We start from the raw sequence: 16,145 nt of genomic DNA on the forward strand, positions 1-16,145 counted from the left end.
CCTCAAACCACCCCCTTCCCCCTCAACACCCCAATCCTCTCCACCGACATCCCCAAAACATCCCCCAGCACACTATCGGTATGCTCCCCCAGCCGCGGCGGCGCCGCGTCATAACGCACCGGCGTAGCCGACAGCCGCAACGGACTCTTCACCGTAGGACACACACCACCATCGCTACGCAAAAGATCGACCTGCAACTCACGGTGCCGCACCTGCGGGTCTTCCAGCATCTGCGCGTAATCGTTGATGGGCCCGCACGGAATCCCTTCGCGTTCCAGCGCTTCGACCCAGTGCGCGGTGGTGCGCGTGCGCATGTGCGCTTCGAGCAGCGGCACCAGCACCTCGCGGTTGACGATGCGCCCCGAGCCCGTGACGAAGCGTTCGTCCTGCGCGAGGTCCGGGCGTGCCACGCCGCGGCAGTAGCCTTGCCACTGGCCGTCGTTGCCGGCCGCCACGATCATGTAGCCGTCGGCGGTGGCGAACACGTGGTACGGCACCATGTTGGCGTGGGCGTTGCCGAAGCGGCCCGGCACCTTGCCGGTGACGCGCTGGGCGATGATCGGCGTGGCGCCGACCGCGACCACGGCGTCGAGCAGGGCCATGTCGATGCGCTGGCCTTCGCCGGTGCGCTCGGCGTGGCGCAGCGCGGCCAGCACGGCGACGGTGGCGTACATGCCGGTGAGCATGTCGACCACGGCCACGCCGACTTTCTGCGGGCCGCCGCCGGGCAGGTCGTCGCGCTCGCCGGTGATGCTCATCAGGCCGCCGATGCCCTGGAAGATGAAGTCGTAGCCGGGCTTGTGCGCGCTCGGGCCTTCCTGGCCGTAGCCGGTGATGGAGCAGTAGACCAGCGCGGGATTGATGGCCTTGAGGCTGTCGTAGTCGAGGCCGTAGCGCTTGAGGTCGCCGACCTTGTAGTTCTCGAGCAGGATCTGCGACCTGGCGGCGAGCTCGCGCACGATGGCCTGCCCTTCGGCGCTGGCGATGTCGAGCGTGACCGAGCGCTTGCCGCGGTTGGCGCCGGCGTAGTAGGTGGCGTCGCGCGTGGGCTTGCCGTCGCCGCCGGGCAGCCACGGCGGGCCCCACGAGCGGGTGTCGTCGCCCACGCCGGGGCGTTCGATCTTGATGACCTCGGCGCCGAGGTCGGCGAGGTTCTGCGCGCACCACGGGCCGGCCAGGATGCGCGAGAGGTCGAGCACGCGCACGCCGTCGAGCGCGCTTTTGATCGGGGCGCTCATGCGCGGAACTCCGCCACGCCGTTGCTGAGCACGGTGACGTCGCGCGCCGCGATGCGCGCGTCGAACAGCACGCGCTGCGCGCCGTCGTGGCTGCCGTCGCGCCACATGCGCACTGCCAGCGTCTCGCCGGGGAAGACCGGGCGCGAGAAGCGCACGTTCAGTTCGAGCAGGCGGTCGCCGTCGCCGTCGGCAAAGGTGTCCACCAGCGCGCGCGCGGCCACGCCGTAGGTGCACAGGCCGTGCAGGATGGGCTTGTCGAAGCCGGCGGCGCGGGCCACTTCGGGGTCGGCGTGCAGCGGGTTGGGGTCGGCGTTGAGGCGGTACAGCAGCGCCGCCTGCGGCAGGATGGCGAGGCTGCGCACCGCGTCCGGCGCGCGCGCCGGCGCGGCCGGCAGCGCCTCGGGCGGGGCGTCGCCCTGGCCGAAGCCGCCGTCGGCGCGGCAGAACGTGGTGTGCGTGACGGTGGCCAGCTCCGCGCCGCTGGCGTCGTCGACCAGCGTGCGCTCGATGATCACCAGCGCGCCCTTGTCGGCGCCCTTGTCGATCACGTGGCTGATGCGCGCGCGTGCGCGCACGGTGCCGGCCGCGGGCAGCGGGCGGTGCAGCCGCAGGCGCTGCTCGCCGTGCACGATGCGCACCCAGTCGATGCCGCTGCGCGGGTCCTGCATCCAGAAGCCGGGATAGGCCAGCACCACGGCCTGCGTGGGGAAGGCCTTGAGCCGCGCCTCGTAGACGTAGCGCAACTGGCGCGGGTCGTCGGGCTGCTCGCCCAGGCCGAGGCCGAGCGCGTACAGGATGGAGTCCTTCTCGCCGTAGGTCTGCACGACCTCGGGGAAGTCCCAGTGCTTGATGCGTTGATAGTCGAGCGGCATGGTGTCAGATCGGGTCCCAGTTGATCACGTCGGGCGAGCGCTCGAGCTTGAAGAAGCTGCCGCGCATGGCGGGAATCGCGATCTCGCCGATCATCTCCGGGGTCCAGCCTTCGCTCATGTGCACCGAGCGCACCGGGCGCGGCTGGCTCATCAGCATGATCTCGTTGGCGCGCACGGCGAAGATCTGCGCGTTGACCTCGTGCGCGGCGTCGCTGGCGAGGAAGGTCGCCATCGGCGCCACCTTGTTGGCCTCCATCTTCTGCAGCTTGGCCACGCGCGCCTTTTCTTCCGGCGTCTCCGACGGGATCGAGCTGGTCATGCGGCTCCACGCGAACGGCGCGATGCAGTTCGAGCGCACGTTGAAGCGCGCCATGTCCAGCGCGATCGACTTCGACAGCGCGGCGATGCCGAGCTTGGCCGCCGAGTAGTTGGCCTGGCCCAGGTTGCCGATCAGCCCCGAGGTGGAGGTCATGTGCACGTAGGCGCCGCTTTCCTGGTCCTTGAAGTGGTTGGCGGCGGCGCGGCTGACGAAGAAGGTGCCGTTGAGGTGCACGTCGATCACCGAGCGCCATTCTTCCTCGTTCATCTTGAAGAACATGCGGTCGCGCAGGTTGCCGGCGTTGTTGACCACCGCGTCGATGCGGCCGAAGTTGTCCAGCGCGCATTGCACGATGGCGCTGGCGCCCTGCCAGCTCGACACGCTGTCGGTATTGGCCACCGCGGTGCCGCCGGCGGCGCGGATCTCGTCGACCACGCGCTGCGCGGGGCCGGCGTCGCCGCCCTCGCCGGTGAGCGACACGCCGATGTCGTTGACCACCACCTTCGCGCCCGCCTTGGCCAGCTCCAGCGCGACGCCGCGCCCGATGCCGCCGCCCGCGCCGGTCACCAGCGCCACCTTGCCTGCCATCAATCCACTCATGTCATTGCTCCTGTCTGCGTATTCACTAGTTCGTTCAAATCGGTGCGGCGGCGCCGCGGCTCATTCGAGCCGCGCGCCGGAGTCCTTGACCACCTTGCTCCAGCGCGCGATCTCGGCGTCGATGTGCGCGCCCAGCGCGGCCGGCGTGGAGCCGACCGGCTCGTAGCCGTTGGCGGCGAGATTGGCGCGCAGCTCGGGCTGCGTCAGCACCGCGGCGATGTCCTTGCTGAGCCGCTCGACGATGGCCGGCGGCGTGCCGGCCGGCGCCAGCACCGCGTACCAGCCGTTGATGTCGAAGCCGGGCACGCCGGCCTCGGCCAGCGTGGGCACCTCGGGCGCCAGCGCGGCGCGCTTGCCGCTGGTCACGGCCAGCGCGTGCAGGCGGCCGCTGCGCACGTGCGGCATGGTGGTGGAGATGCTGTCGAAGGTCAGCTGCACCTCGCCGGCCAGCATGGCGTTGACCACCTGCGAGCTGCCCTTGTACGGCACGTGCGTCATCTTGACGCCGGCCAGGCTGTCGAACAGCTCGCCGGCGAGGTGGCCGGTATTGCCGTTGCCGGCCGAGCCGAAGGTGAGCTTGCCGGGCTCGGCCCTGGCCTGGGCGATCAGCTCGGGCACCGTCCTGGCCTTGAGCGACGCGCTGCCGGCCAGGATCAGCGGCAGGTTGGCCACCAGCGAGACCGGCGCGAAATCCTTGCGCGTGTCATACGGCAGCCTGGGATAGAGGCTGGCGTTGATCGCGTGCGCGGCCAGCACCACGATCAGCGTGTAGCCGTCCGGCTTGGCGCGCGCGAGTTGCTGCGATGCAATGGTGCCGCCCGCGCCGGGCCGGTAGTCGAGCACCACCGGCTGGCCCAGCCGCTCCTGCAGCCGGGCCGCCACCGGGCGCGCCAGCAGGTCGGCGCTGCCGCCCGGCGGATACGGAATCAGCAACTGGATCGGCTTGGCCGGCCAGGTGTCGGCCAGCGCCGGCACGCCGGCGCACAGCAGGCCGGCCGCCAGCGCCGCCATCAGCCAGGTCCTGCGGGGGGATGCGCGCGATGTGTCCATGCCTTGTCTCCTTGGTGCCGTTGCGGCTTGTTGTCGTGACGCGTGACGATCACGGCGCGCGCGCCGTCATTGCAGCGGGATGCCGGTATCCTTGACCACCTTGGCCCAGCGCACGCGCTCGGCGTTGATGAAATTGCCGAAATGCTCGGGCGTGTCGCCGCCCGGCATGCCGCCGAGCTCGGCCAGCCGCGTCTTGACCTCCGGCTCGGCGAGGATGGCCGCCACCGCCTTCTGCAGCCGCGCCACCAGCGCGGGCGGCGTGCCCGCCGGCGCCACCAGCCCGAACCACGCCGTCACCTGGAAATCGTCGAAGCCGGCTTCCTTCATGGTCGGCACGTCCGGCAGCTCGGGCACGCGCGTGGCGCTGGTCACGGCCAGCGGGCGCAGCTTGCCGGCCTGGATCTGCGCCATCGAACTCGGCAGGTTGTCCACCATCATGGTCACCTGCCCGGCCACCAGGTCGGCCACGGCCGGCGCGGCGCCCTTGTAGGGCACGTGGATGATGTCGATGCCGGCGCGCTTCTTGAACAGCTCGCCCGACAGATGCACCGACTGCCCGGTGCCCGACGAAGCGAACGACAGCTTGCCCGGCTGCGCCTTGGCCAGCGCCACCAGCTCGGCCACCGATTTCGCCGGCACCTTGGGGTTGACCACCAGCACGTTGGGCACCGACACCACCAGCGTGATCGGCGCGAAGTCCTCGGCGCGGTAGGGAAGTTGCTTGTACAGGCCGTAGTTGATGGCATTGGGGCCGATATTGCCCATCATCAGCGTGTAGCCGTCGGGCGCGGCCTGGCGCAGCGCCTGCGCGCCGATGATGCCGGCGCCGCCGGCGCGGTTCTCCACCACCACCGGCTGGCCGAGCACTTCGCCCAGCCGCTTGCCGACCAGCCGCGAGGCGATGTCGGTGGTGCCGCCCGCCGCCGCGGGCACGATCAGGCGCACCGGCTTGTCGGGCCAGGCCGCCAGCGCGGCGTCCATCGGGCCTGCCGCGAGGCCGAGCGCGGCGGCCACAGCCGCCAGCATGCGAGCGCTGCTGCGCCGTTGTGTCATGTGTCTTCCTCCTGTGAGCCTGGCGGCGATGCGCCGGACTATCCGGTAACCGCCCGCGCAATGCGGGCGGTCCGGCCTTTTTGGTTCTATTGCCACGCCGAATACGATAAATTGGCGGCGGAGACATGGCTATTCACGATTCACAAAAGAGGCCTTTGGCCCAGCAAAACACATGCATTACGACCTGACCGACCTGCGCCTCTTCCTCAACGTCGGCGAAACGGAGAACCTGACCCGCGCGGCCGAGCGCAGCTTCCTGTCGCTGCCCGCCGCCAGCACGCGCATCAAGCAGCTCGAAGAGGCCTTCCAGACCCAGTTGCTGATCCGCCAGGTCAAGGGCGTGCGCCTGACGCCGGCCGGCGACGCGCTGCTCAGCCACGCGCGCGAGGTGTTCCGCGAGCTCGAATGCCTGCACGCCGACCTGCGCCCCTATGCCAAGGGCGTCAAGGGCCGCGTGCGGCTGCTGGCCAACACCACCGCCACCAACTCCTTCCTGGCCACGGCGCTGTCGCGCTTCCTCTCGGAAAACCCGGACGTGGACATCGAGCTGGAAGAGCAGCTCTCGCAGGCCATCGTGTCTTCCATCGGCGCGGGCGCGGCGGACCTCGGCATCGTGGCCGGCGAGGTGGCCACCAACGACCTCGAAGTGATGCAGTTGTGCAGCGACGAGCTGATCGTGATCGCGCCGGTCAACCACCCGCTGCCGCAGTTCACGCGCCTGCATTTCGCCGACCTGCTCGACACCTGCCGCTTCGTCGGCCTCAACCAGTTCAGCGCGATCCAGTCGTTCCTCGACCGCATCGCCAGCGGCATGGGCAAGCGCATCAGCCTGCGCATCCAGCTCGGCAGCTTCGACGCGGTGTGCCGCATGGTGGAAGCCGGCGCCGGCATCGCCATCGTGCCCAACAGCTGCGCGCGCCGCTACGCCAGCCGCAAGGTGCTGCGCTTCATTCCGCTGGAAGACGAATGGGCCAAGCGCGACCTGCGCCTGGTGCGTCGGCCCGGGCGCGAGCTGCCGCAGTTCGCGGAGACGCTGGTGCAGTACCTGAAGGATGCGGCGCGGGAGCCGGTGTGAGGCACCGGCGCGGCCGGCCTAGAGCGTGAGCTTCAGCCGTCCCGCCAGCGCGCCGGGCAGCAGGCTCGAATCGGTCTGCCGCTCGCCGTAGGTGCTGCTCGATACGCGCAACTGGCGCTCGCGCGTGAGCGCCTCCAGGTGCTCGCCGAGGAAGCTGTAGAGGCTGTCGTCGAAGCGCATGGTGCCGAGCGGTGCCTGTATGCGGCCGTCTTCCACCCAGAAGCTGGCGAAGCGGGTCATGCCGGTCATGCGCGCGGCCGGCGCGTCGGACCAGTTGAGATACCAGAGATTGCCGATGTAGAGGCCGGTGCCGAGCGCGGCCAGCACGTCGGCCTGCGCCAGCGTGCCGGCGCCGAGCGCGAGCGCGTGCGGCGCCTCGCCGCTGTCGGCGCAGTTGGTCTCGAGACCGTGTTCGCGGGCGCTGCGCGGGCAGACCAGCCGCGCGGCCGGCAGGCCGGCGCGCACCAGCGCCGCGTCGCTGCGCGGAATGCCTTCGGGGCCGAAGGCCGGCGCCAGCGCGCCGCTGGCGCGCTCGTCCATGTCGATCAGGCCGCTCAGCCTCTCGCTGCCGTCGTAGAGGCGCTGCAACGGGCTTTCCTTGTGCGCCAGCGAGCGCGCCGAAAAGCCGCCCCAGCCCAGCATGCCCACCACGTCATCGAGCGCGGCCGGCGCGAGATAGGCGCGGTACTCGCCCGGCGCGAGCGCGCGCGCCGGCTTGCCGAGGTGTTCGAGCTGCGCGCGCGCCGCGCCGAAGCGGCTGGCGAACTCGCCGTCGTCCCACTGGCTGCCGGCGTAGTCGGCCTTGACCGCCTGGCCGTTGGCGTGGAACAGGCTCCAGTCGAAATGGAAGGCCTGCGCGGCGTGCCAGCCGAAGGCGCCGAAGCTGCTGGCGAAGCCGCGGTACAGCGGCCCGGCGGCATGGATGCCGACCAGGTCGAGCCCGCGCGCGGCCTCGTCGATGCAGGCCAGCACGTGGCCGGTGTCCGGCGGCACGGTGTCGTCGGCGAAGCGGCGCTGCCAGGGCTCGCGCTCCAGCGTCAGGTAGGGATCGGGCTGCAGCTGGGCGAGCGCGCCGCGCAGCCGGCCCAGCCCTTCGGCCAGGCGCGCGCGGTCGGTGGCGGCATCGCCGCACAGGGCGATCTCGCTGGTGGCGTGGCGCTCGTCGCGGATCAGCCGCAGGCGCGCGGTGGCCTGCGTGACGCACCCGGCCTGGCGCACCCTGGCGCGGTTGAAGCGGATGAATTCCGAGGACTCCGCGCTGTACCACAGCGTGAACGCCTCGCCCGGCGCCAGCGCGGCGCGCACGTCGTCGGCCAGCGCCGCGAACGACGATTCCATATCGGCCATCACACCGCTCCCCCGAAGACTTCCACTTGCCGGAACACGCACGCCGGCGAGGCATGCCCCACGCGCACGATCTGGTTGGGCTCGCCCTTGCCGCAGTACGGCGTGCCGTGGACCTCGAAGGTGCCGGCGTCGCCGACCGCCGCGAGGCTGCGCCAGAAGTTGGCCGAGACGCCGCGGTAATTGGGATTCTTGACCACGCCCCTGAGCTCGCCGTCCTCGATCAGGCGGCCCCACTCGCAGCCGAACTGGAACTTGTTGCGCGCGTCGTCGATGGACCACGAGCGGTTGGTGGACATCAGCACGCCACGCTCGATGCCGGCCACCAGTTGCGCCAGCGTGTGGTCGCCCGGCTCCAGGTTGAGGTTGGCCATGCGGTCGATGGGCGCGCGGTTCCAGCCGCTGGCGCGGCTGTTGGCCACGCCCGGCAGGCCGCTGCGGAACTGCGAGAGCGCGCCGCCGAGCGGGCGCTGCAGGATGCCGTCGCGGATCAGGAAGGCCTTGCCGGCCGGCTGGCCGTCGTCGTCGTGGCCGTAGCTGCCGAGCTCCTGCGGAATGCCGGGATCGAAGGTGATGTTCAGCAGCGGCGAGCCGTACCGGTAATGGCCGAAGTCTTCCAGCTTGACGAAGCTGGTGCCGGCGTAGTTGCGCTCGTCGCCGAGGATGCGGTCCAGCTCCAGCGGATGGCCGACGGATTCGTGGATCTGCAGCATCATCTGGTCCGGCATCAGCAGCAGGTCGGTGATGCCGGCGGGCACGTTGGGCGCGAGCAGCAGTTGCAGGGCCTCGTCCGCCACGCGCGGCGCGGCCGCGGCGAAACCCAGCCGCGCGACCACCTCGAAGCCGCCCTGCTGGCCGCTGCCGAAGCCGCCGAAGGTGCGCGTCTGGCTGTCGCTGCCGTCGAACGCGGTCACGCTCAGGCCCGGATAGACGAAGCGCTGCGCCTGCCATTGCTCGGCGCCCGCGCTGTTGAGATAGAGCTGCTCCTGGTACTGGTGCGCCAGGTACGCGGTGTGGTTGACGATGCGCGCGTCGGCGGGCATGGCGGCGCAGACCTCGGCCAGCAGCGCGAAACGCTCGGCCAGGCCGGGAAAGGCGTCCTGCGCGCCGGGCGAGGCGTAGCGGGACTGCTCCCGCGGCGGCGGCAGCGCGCGCATGTCCACCAGGCCGTGCGCGGCGATGCGGGCGGCCAGCTCGCCGGCGGCATCGAGCGCGCGCTGCAGGCCGGCCGCGCTGATGTCGCTGGTGGCGGCATAGGCTTCCACGCCGTCGCGCCGCACCGTCAGCATCGCGCCCACGTCCTGCGTGAGCGAGGGCGGCTCGGCCACGCCGCGCCGCACCATGCAATGCTCGCCGCTGGCGCGGACCAGCCGCAGCGAATGAAACCCGGCGCGGGTGACGAGACCGGCGAAATCCTGCCTGGCGCGTTCGAACACGGGAGACTCCGGAGACGATATGAGTGTGCGCATCTTACTCCGCCGGCGCGGCCTTCCCCACCGGAACCGCCGCCCGTCCATCTGATTCGATTTATTTATTTGAATAAATTCGTATCAATACTAGATAAATTTGTTTTTAAAAAATATTTAAACCAGTTTTAAGAAAATTCACCAGCCTCATTGAGAATTCACCCCCCATCGGCGCGCAGGCGATTGATTTACGTTGGTACCGGTCAGCCACCCACGGGACCAGCAAAGACCATGAACACCGCCTATCGCATCATCTGGAGCCAAGCCGCCGGCACATGGGTGCCGGTCCCCGAACATGCCGCGTCGAAGGGCAAGCCGGCGCAGCCCGGCCGCGCGCTGCGCCGCGCGCTGGCGGGCGCCGCCGCGGCGCTGTGCGTGGGCGGCGCGCCGGCGGCGGACCTGGCCGACACACGGATCGTCGGCAATTCCAACCACACGCCCGGCCTCGAACTGGGCCCGGGCGACGCCGTGCGCCTGTACGAGCAGTCCGGCACCAACACCGGCAAGAGCGGCATCGTCACCACCGGCCACGCCAGCCCCGGCGCGCGTGTCTCGGGCGGCGCCAGCCTGGTGCTGGAGCACGCCAATGTCGCAACCGGCGGCCCCGACGCCACCGGCATCGAGGTCCTCGGCGCCGGCTCGCGGGCGAGCATGACCGGCAGCGAACTGACGACCAGCGCCGGCATCGGCGCCAGCGTCTCCGGCGGCGCCAGCCTGTCGCTGGCGCGCACCGGCTTTCGCACCGCGCTGACCGGCCTGTCGGTCGACGGCGCCGGCTCGCTGGCCACGCTCACGGACGCCAGCATCGCCACCACGCAATACGGCGCCCACGGCATCAACGTCACGGGCGGCGGCAGGGCCATCCTGACCGACACCGACGTCACCACCGCCGGCCTCACCGCGCATGGCATCCGCGCCAGCGGCGCCGGCTCCGAGGCCGTCGTGCGCGGCGGCACGATCGCCACCGGCGGCATCGCCCTGTCCGCCTCCGGCGGCGGCACCATCCACGCCACCGGCAGCACCCTCAGCAACAGTTCCCTCCTCGCCACCACCGTGCAGAGCATGGGCGCCGGGTCGAGCGTGACACTGGACGACGTGCGTATCAGCCAGAACGGCAGCGGCGCGGCGGCGGCCACGGTCGGCGCGGGCGCCAGCCTGTCCATCAAGGGCGGCTCGATCAGCGCCGGCGGCGCCAATGCCAAGGGCGTCACGGTGGCGCCCGACCCGTCCGCGCAGGCCGCGCGCCTGGCGATCGAGGGCACGCGCATCGAGGTCGCCCAGGATGCGAGCAACGGCTACGGCGTGCACGTCGGCGGCCACGCGGCGGTCAGCCTGAAGCAGGCCGATATTGTCACGCGGGGCGTCAACGGCTCGGGTCTCTGGCAGACCTCCAGCCTCGCCGACACCACCTTGACCGACACCACGGTGCACACGTTCGGTGCCGGCGCGGCCGGCGTCGTCGGCTATCGCGGCCTCATCCGCATGGACGGCGGCAGCGTCACCACCGAGGCACGGGACGCGCATGGCCTCTATGCCGCCAACGGCGCCCAGATACGCGCCAGCGGCACCGCCATCCTGGTGCGGGGACAAGACAGCTACGGCGTCTTCGCCGTCCAGGCTGCGCGCGTGGCGCTGGCCGGCGCCACGGTGCGCAGCGAACTCGGCGGCGGCCTGGTCAGCCTGGCGACCGTGGCGGGCGTGCACGGCACCATCGAGGTGGCCGGCAGCACGGTGGATGCGCCCAATGGCATCGCGCTGGCCACCGTGGGCGGCTCGGCGACGGTCGACCTGAGCCACAGTACGGTGAGCGGCGCCATGCTGATGCATGTCGGCGACGCCGTGTGGAAGGATGCCGGCGGCAACGTCGTCGAGACCATCGAGGCCGGCACCATCGACGTCAACGCGCGCAACAATACCTATCTCAGCGGCGCCGGCGGGGTGCGCGTGGACAGCGGCACGCTGAACCTGAACCTGGAACGTTCGGCGCTGGCCGCCGACATCCGCGTCACCGGCATCGGCGCGGCGCCGGCTGTCGCCAATGTGAGCCTCGCCGCAGGCTCATTGTTCGCCGGCGCCGCCATCGGCGCGGGGCAGGTCACGGTGGACGGCAGCAGCACATGGCGCGTGACGGGCGACTCGACCGTGGCCGGCATTGCCAGCGCCGGCACCGTTGCCTTCGATCCGGCCGGCGGCTTCAAGACGCTGACCGCCGGCAGCTATGCCGGCGGGCCGGGCGGCAGCAGCGGCACGCTGGCCATGCACGCCGCGCTGGGCGGCGACGGCTCCCCCTCCGACAAGCTCGTGATCGACGGCGGCCGCGCCAGCGGCAGCACCGCCGTGCTCGTCAGCAACGCGGGCGGCCAGGGCGGGCAGACCGTCGGCGGCATCCTGCTGGTCGAGGCGGTGCGCGGCGGCACCACCGACGCCGGCGCCTTCCACCTCGCGCGCGAGGTGCGCGCCGGCGCCTACGACTACCGGCTGTTCCGCGGCGGCGCGCAGGGCGAGGCCGCGCAGGCGGAGAACTGGTACCTGCGCAGCACCTTCGAGTACGGCGGCATCGAGCACCCCGACGAATCCGGCAGCACGCCGCCCGGCCTGGTCAAGCCGTCGCCGCAGGCCATCGTCGGCCCCGAGCTGTCGGTCTATGGCGCGGCCATGCCGACCGCGGCGCGCATCGGCCAGCTCACGCTGGGCACGCTGCACGAGCGCGCCGGCGAGCAGGAGAACCTGCGCGCGGACGCCGCGAACGCCACGGACGCCACGGACGTCGCGGCCACCGGCAAGATCCGCAACGGCCACTGGGGCCGCCTGTTCGGCAGCGCCTACAAGGACCGCTACGGCGGCCTCGGCAACCCGGCCGCTTCGGCCACCATCGCCGGCTTCCAGGTCGGCGCCGATCTCTATCACCACCAGCGCGACGACGGCCGGCGCGACCATGCCGGCCTCTACGTCGGCGCCGCGCATGCCAGCGGCGGCGTCGACGGTACCGTCACCAATGCCGGCGCCACCGCCTACGAGCGCCAGCGCACCGGCCACCTCAAGGTCGACGGCGCCAGCGCCGGCGCGTACTGGACCCACTACGGCGCGACCGGCTGGTACGGCGACGCGGTCCTGCAGCTCACGTCCTACAGCGGCACCGCCTCCACCAGCCGCACCGCGATCGGCGTGGACGGCTACGGCGTGGCGGCCTCGCTCGAAGGCGGCTATCCGCTGCAACTGCGGCCCGGCTGGAGCCTGGAGCCGCAGGCGCAGCTGATCTACCAGCGCGTCAGGCTCAACAACACGGCGGACGCCTTCTCGACCATCGGCCTGGGCACCAGCAACAGCGTGCTCGGACGGCTCGGCGCACGGCTGCAGTTCACCAGCAGGCAAGGCGACAAGCTGCTGCAGCCATACGTGCGCGCGAACCTGTGGTCAACGCTGTCGGGCGCGAACAGCACCGTGGACTACGGCGGCGTGGACCGCATCCAGACCCGCGCGGGCGGTCACTGGGGCCAGCTTGGCCTGGGCATCACCGCCAGGATCAGCAGGCAGGCCAGCGTGTTCGGCAACGTCGACGGGATGTTCCCGCTGGAAGGCGGGGAGAAGAGCCACGCCGGCGTGCAGGGCGTGGTCGGTTTCCGCATGAACTGGTGACGGCGGCGCTGGCGGCGGCACCGCGCCGCCGCCAGCCCGCTCCGTGCTGGCTCAGTCCGCCTGCACGCCGGCCGCCTTGATGATGGGCGACCACTTCTCGATTTCCGACTGCAGCCACGTGCGCAGGCCCTCCGGGGTCTGCTTGTCCTCGGGCACGATCTCCGCGCCCAGCTCGGCCAGGCGGGCGGCCACGGCCGGGTCCTTGAGGCCGGCGCGCATCGCCGCGTTGAGCCGGTCGATCACCGCCGGCGGAGTGCCGCGCGGGGCGTAGACGCCGTGCCACACCTTCACCTCGAAGCCCTTGAGCCCGCCCTCGGACAGCGTGGGCGTGTTGGGCAGCGCCTTGATGCGCTGGGTGGTGGTCACGCCGTAGAGCTTGACCTTGTCGGCCTTGATATGGGGCAGCGTCTGCGTGGTCTGGTCGCACAGGATGTCGACCTGCCCGCCCAGCAGCGCCGTCAGCGCGGGCGCCGTGCCCTGGTACGGGATCGCGGTCAGGTCCACGCCGATGGCCTTCTGGAACAGCATGCCGCACAGTTGCGACACCGCGCCGAGGCCCGCGTTGGCCAGGTTGAGCTTGCCCTGGTTCTGGCGGATGTAGGCCACCAGCTCCGGCAGGGTCCTGGGCGGCAGGTCGTGGCGGCCCAGCAGGGTCATCGGCACGTCCGCCACCTGGCCGACGAAGCTGAAGTCCGTCAGCGGCTTGTACGGCAGCTTGCTGTACAGCGCCGGCGCGGTGGCCATGCCGTTGTGGTGGATCAGGATGGTGTAGCCGTCCGGCGCGGCCTTGGCCACGTAGGCCGCGGAAACGGTACCGCCGGCGCCGAGCCGGTTCTCGATCACCACGCTCTGGCCGAGGTTCTTCGACATGGCCGCGGCCAGCGTGCGCGCCACCACGTCGGTCGGGCCGCCGGCGGCGAACGGCACCACCATCGTGATCGGCCTGGACGGATAGGCGTCGGCCGCGCGCGCCGCGCACGGCAGCGCCAGCGCCGCCGCCAGCCCGAGCGCGGCCAGCGCCATCGCGCGCCGGGGCGCCGGTCCCGCCATGCCGCCTCCGCTCTTGCCTTTGCCCTCGTCCCTGTCCTCGCTCCCGCCATTGCCGCCGGTCCGCCATCCTTGCCGTTGTGCCTTGCTGTGTGCCATTGCCTGTGTCTCCTATGGTTGATATGTCCGGCCGGCCTGGTACGGGGCGGCGATGCGGCCGGCCTTGCCTGCGTCGGCCCGGGACCGGGCGCGCGGCTTTCTGGTTGTGGCGCCAAGCGTGGCGGCAAAGCGCCACAGCGGCAATACGGATTTCCCGAAGGGTGAGCAAGGCGCGCTGGAAGGAGCGGGGGCAAGGGTTGGGGGTAAAGCGACGGGCGCACGGCAGGCGGGGCCCCCGGACGCCCCGGCGAAGGTGGTGCCGGCGCCGCCCCGGCGGCGCGGGAAGGCGCCCCGCGCCGCCGCTTCCGGGGGCGCTAAGCCGCTCTTTCGCAAATCCGAATTACGGCGGGAAGGGGCCTCGGGAATAATGGCCGCAAGCTAAATCCGATAACGGGGCATTTTTCATGTTCGCAGAGCAGACGCACGACCAGCCGTATCCCGACATCCGCGAAGCCGTGCGTGCGCTATGCACGGGCTTCGACTCCGCCTACTGGCAGCGCGTGGAAGAGCAGAACGCCTTCCCCGAGGAGTTCGTGCAGGCATTGACCAAGGCCGGCTGGCTGTCGGCGCTGATCCCCGAGGAATACGGCGGCTCCGGCCTGCCGCTGACCGCGGCCTCCGTCATCATGGAGGAAATCAACCGCACCGGCGGCAACTCCGGCGCCTGCCACGGCCAGATGTACGTGATGGGCTGCCTGCTGCGCCACGGCTCGGCCGAGCAGAAGCAGCGCTGGCTGCCCGGCATCGCCTCGGGCGAGCTGCGCATGCAGTCGATGGCCGTGACCGAGCCGACCACCGGCACCGACACCACCAAGCTCAAGACCACGGCCGAGAAGAAGGGCGACCGCTACGTCATCAACGGCCAGAAGGTGTGGATCTCGCGCGTGCAGCACTCCGACCTGATGCTGCTGCTGGCGCGCACCACGCCGCTGGACCAGGTCAAGCGCAAGTCCGAGGGCCTGTCGGTATTCGTGGTGGACCTGCGCGAAGCCATCGGCAAGGGCCTGACCGTGCGCCCGATCCGCAATATGGTCAACCACGAGACCAACGAGCTGTTCTTCGACAACCTGGAAGTGCCGGCCGAGAACCTGATCGGCGAGGAAGGCAAAGGCCTCAAGTACATCCTCGACGGCCTCAACGCCGAGCGCATCCTGATCGCCGCGGAGTGCATCGGCGACGGCTACTGGTTCATCGAGCGCGCCAGCAACTACGCGCGCGACCGCATCGTGTTCGACCGCCCGATCGGCCAGAACCAGGGCGTGCAGTTCCCGATCGCGCGCGCCTACGTCAACGTGGAGGCCGCCAGCCTGATGCGCTACAAGGCCGCCGCGCTGTTCGACGCCGGCAAGGCCTGCGGCAAGGAAGCCAACATCTCCAAGCTGCTGGCCGCCGATGCTTCGTGGGAAGCGGCCAACGTCTGCCTGCAGACGCACGGCGGCTTCGGCTTCGCCGCCGAGTACGACATCGAGCGCAAGTTCCGCGAGACGCGCCTGTACCAGGTGGCGCCGATCTCCACCAACCTGATCCTGTCCTACGTGGCCGAGCACGTGCTCGAGCTGCCGCGTTCGTTCTGAGGATCGCGCCCATGTTCGCTTCGCACCAGGGCATCCGCCCGCTCGACGGCATCCGCGTGGTCTCGCTCGAGCACGCCGTGGCCGCGCCGTTCGCCACGCGCCAGCTCACCGACCTCGGCGCGCGCGTGATCAAGGTGGAGCGCCCCGGCGTGGGCGACTTCGCGCGCGGCTACGACGAGACCGTCAACGGCCAGGCCTCGCACTTCGTCTGGCTCAACCGCGGCAAGGAAAGCCTCACGCTCGACCTCAAGCACGACGAAGCGCAGGCCGTGCTGCATCGCCTGCTGGCCGACGCCGACGTGCTGGTGCAGAACCTCGCCCCCGGCGCCGCCGCGCGCATGGGGCTGGACTTCGACACCCTGCACCCGCGCTACGGCAAGCTCATCGTCTGCGACATCTCCGGCTACGGCGACGCCGGCCCCTACCGCGACAAGAAAGCCTACGACCTGCTGATCCAGGCCGCCGCCGGCCTGATCGGCATCACCGGCGGCGCCGACGAGCCGTCGCGCGCCGGCGTCTCCATCGCCGACATCGCCGCCGGCATGTACGCCTACACCGGCATCCTGTCCGCGCTGCTGCAGCGCGGACGCACCGGCACCGGCCTGCGCGTGGAAGTGACCATGCTGGAAGCGCTCACCGAGTGGATGAACTACGCGCTGTACTTCGGCCACTACGGCGGCAAGGCGCCGGCGCGCTTCGGCGCCTCGCACCCGGCCATCGCGCCCTACGGCGTGCACCGCACCGGCGACGGCGGCAGCGTCATCTTCGGCCT

Annotated in this window: 12 protein-coding genes; 4 read left to right on the plus strand and 8 right to left on the minus strand. The window is 70.9% G+C overall.

The features are described 5' to 3' along the window. Window positions 1-2 precede the first annotated feature (2 nt). The 5 genes from K206_RS0132755 to K206_RS0132775 form a co-directional block, all read right to left on the minus strand. Window positions 3-1,238 carry a CaiB/BaiF CoA-transferase family protein gene (locus K206_RS0132755; protein ID WP_020206526.1) on the minus strand — a complete coding sequence of 412 codons (1,236 nt, stop codon included), beginning with the start codon at window positions 1,236-1,238 and terminating at the stop codon, window positions 3-5. Beyond that, a complete protein-coding gene (locus tag K206_RS0132760; protein WP_020206527.1) occupies window positions 1,235-2,110 on the minus strand; it encodes a MaoC/PaaZ C-terminal domain-containing protein in 876 nt (291 codons plus the stop codon). Before K206_RS0132760 ends, K206_RS0132755 begins: the two co-directional genes overlap by 4 nt. Before the next feature lie 4 nt (window positions 2,111-2,114). After that, window positions 2,115-3,029, minus strand: a complete 915-nt coding sequence (locus K206_RS0132765; RefSeq protein WP_029044356.1) for an SDR family NAD(P)-dependent oxidoreductase — start codon at window positions 3,027-3,029, stop codon at window positions 2,115-2,117. A 60-nt stretch (window positions 3,030-3,089) separates the two neighbouring features. Further along, window positions 3,090-4,079, minus strand: coding sequence for a tripartite tricarboxylate transporter substrate binding protein (locus K206_RS0132770; RefSeq protein ID WP_020206529.1), 990 nt, complete (start codon window positions 4,077-4,079; stop codon window positions 3,090-3,092). 66 nt (window positions 4,080-4,145) lie between these two features. Beyond that, the gene (locus K206_RS0132775; RefSeq protein WP_029044357.1) at window positions 4,146-5,132 is read right to left on the minus strand and encodes a tripartite tricarboxylate transporter substrate binding protein; all 987 of its coding nucleotides are present in this window, start codon (window positions 5,130-5,132) and stop codon (window positions 4,146-4,148) included. 172 nt (window positions 5,133-5,304) lie between these two features. Between K206_RS0132775 and K206_RS0132780 the strand changes: the two genes are divergently transcribed. Continuing rightward, entirely contained in the window at window positions 5,305-6,207 is a 903-nt protein-coding gene (locus K206_RS0132780) for a LysR family transcriptional regulator (RefSeq protein WP_020206531.1), read from the plus strand. Window positions 6,208-6,225: 18 nt separating this feature from the next. Here the strand turns inward: K206_RS0132780 and K206_RS0132785 are convergent, their stop codons facing one another. Next, window positions 6,226-7,554 (minus strand): metallopeptidase TldD-related protein, encoded by a 1,329-nt coding sequence (locus K206_RS0132785; protein ID WP_020206532.1) that lies wholly within the window; start codon window positions 7,552-7,554, stop codon window positions 6,226-6,228. Next, entirely contained in the window at window positions 7,554-8,987 is a 1,434-nt protein-coding gene (locus tag K206_RS0132790) for a metallopeptidase TldD-related protein (protein ID WP_020206533.1), read from the minus strand. The genes K206_RS0132785 and K206_RS0132790 overlap by 1 nt, the downstream gene beginning before the upstream one ends. A 261-nt stretch (window positions 8,988-9,248) precedes the next feature. On the opposite strand from K206_RS0132790, the gene K206_RS0132795 reads away from it, so the two are divergent. Further along, window positions 9,249-12,653, plus strand: coding sequence for an autotransporter outer membrane beta-barrel domain-containing protein (locus K206_RS0132795; RefSeq protein ID WP_020206534.1), 3,405 nt, complete (start codon window positions 9,249-9,251; stop codon window positions 12,651-12,653). A gap of 51 nt (window positions 12,654-12,704) precedes the next feature. On the opposite strand, the gene K206_RS0132800 is transcribed toward K206_RS0132795, so the two are convergent. Continuing rightward, a complete protein-coding gene (locus K206_RS0132800) occupies window positions 12,705-13,703 on the minus strand; it encodes a tripartite tricarboxylate transporter substrate-binding protein (RefSeq protein ID WP_029044358.1) in 999 nt (332 codons plus the stop codon). Window positions 13,704-14,203: 500 nt separating this feature from the next. Between K206_RS0132800 and K206_RS0132805 the strand changes: the two genes are divergently transcribed. Next, complete coding sequence (locus K206_RS0132805; RefSeq protein WP_020206536.1) at window positions 14,204-15,373, plus strand: acyl-CoA dehydrogenase family protein; 1,170 nt, start codon at window positions 14,204-14,206, stop codon at window positions 15,371-15,373. Between the two features lie 11 nt (window positions 15,374-15,384). Further along, window positions 15,385-16,145: CaiB/BaiF CoA-transferase family protein (locus K206_RS0132810; protein ID WP_020206537.1), on the plus strand; the 761-nt coding region annotated here is incomplete at its 3' end.

Origin of the sequence: Cupriavidus sp. WS (assembly GCF_000395345.1) — a bacterium.
Taxonomy (GTDB): Bacteria; Pseudomonadota; Gammaproteobacteria; order Burkholderiales; family Burkholderiaceae; genus Cupriavidus; species Cupriavidus basilensis_B.

Coding starts and splice junctions, on each gene's coding strand:
- K206_RS0132785 (WP_020206532.1), bottom strand. CDS start 7,554: ATGGCCGATATGGAATCGTCGTTCGCGGCGCTGGCCGACGACGTGCGC.
- K206_RS0132765 (WP_029044356.1), bottom strand. CDS start 3,029: ATGAGTGGATTGATGGCAGGCAAGGTGGCGCTGGTGACCGGCGCGGGC.
- K206_RS0132770 (WP_020206529.1), bottom strand. CDS start 4,079: ATGGACACATCGCGCGCATCCCCCCGCAGGACCTGGCTGATGGCGGCG.
- K206_RS0132805 (WP_020206536.1), top strand. CDS start 14,204: ATGTTCGCAGAGCAGACGCACGACCAGCCGTATCCCGACATCCGCGAA.
- K206_RS0132795 (WP_020206534.1), top strand. CDS start 9,249: ATGAACACCGCCTATCGCATCATCTGGAGCCAAGCCGCCGGCACATGG.
- K206_RS0132800 (WP_029044358.1), bottom strand. CDS start 13,703: ATGGCGGGACCGGCGCCCCGGCGCGCGATGGCGCTGGCCGCGCTCGGG.
- K206_RS0132760 (WP_020206527.1), bottom strand. CDS start 2,110: ATGCCGCTCGACTATCAACGCATCAAGCACTGGGACTTCCCCGAGGTC.
- K206_RS0132780 (WP_020206531.1), top strand. CDS start 5,305: ATGCATTACGACCTGACCGACCTGCGCCTCTTCCTCAACGTCGGCGAA.
- K206_RS0132755 (WP_020206526.1), bottom strand. CDS start 1,238: ATGAGCGCCCCGATCAAAAGCGCGCTCGACGGCGTGCGCGTGCTCGAC.
- K206_RS0132775 (WP_029044357.1), bottom strand. CDS start 5,132: ATGACACAACGGCGCAGCAGCGCTCGCATGCTGGCGGCTGTGGCCGCC.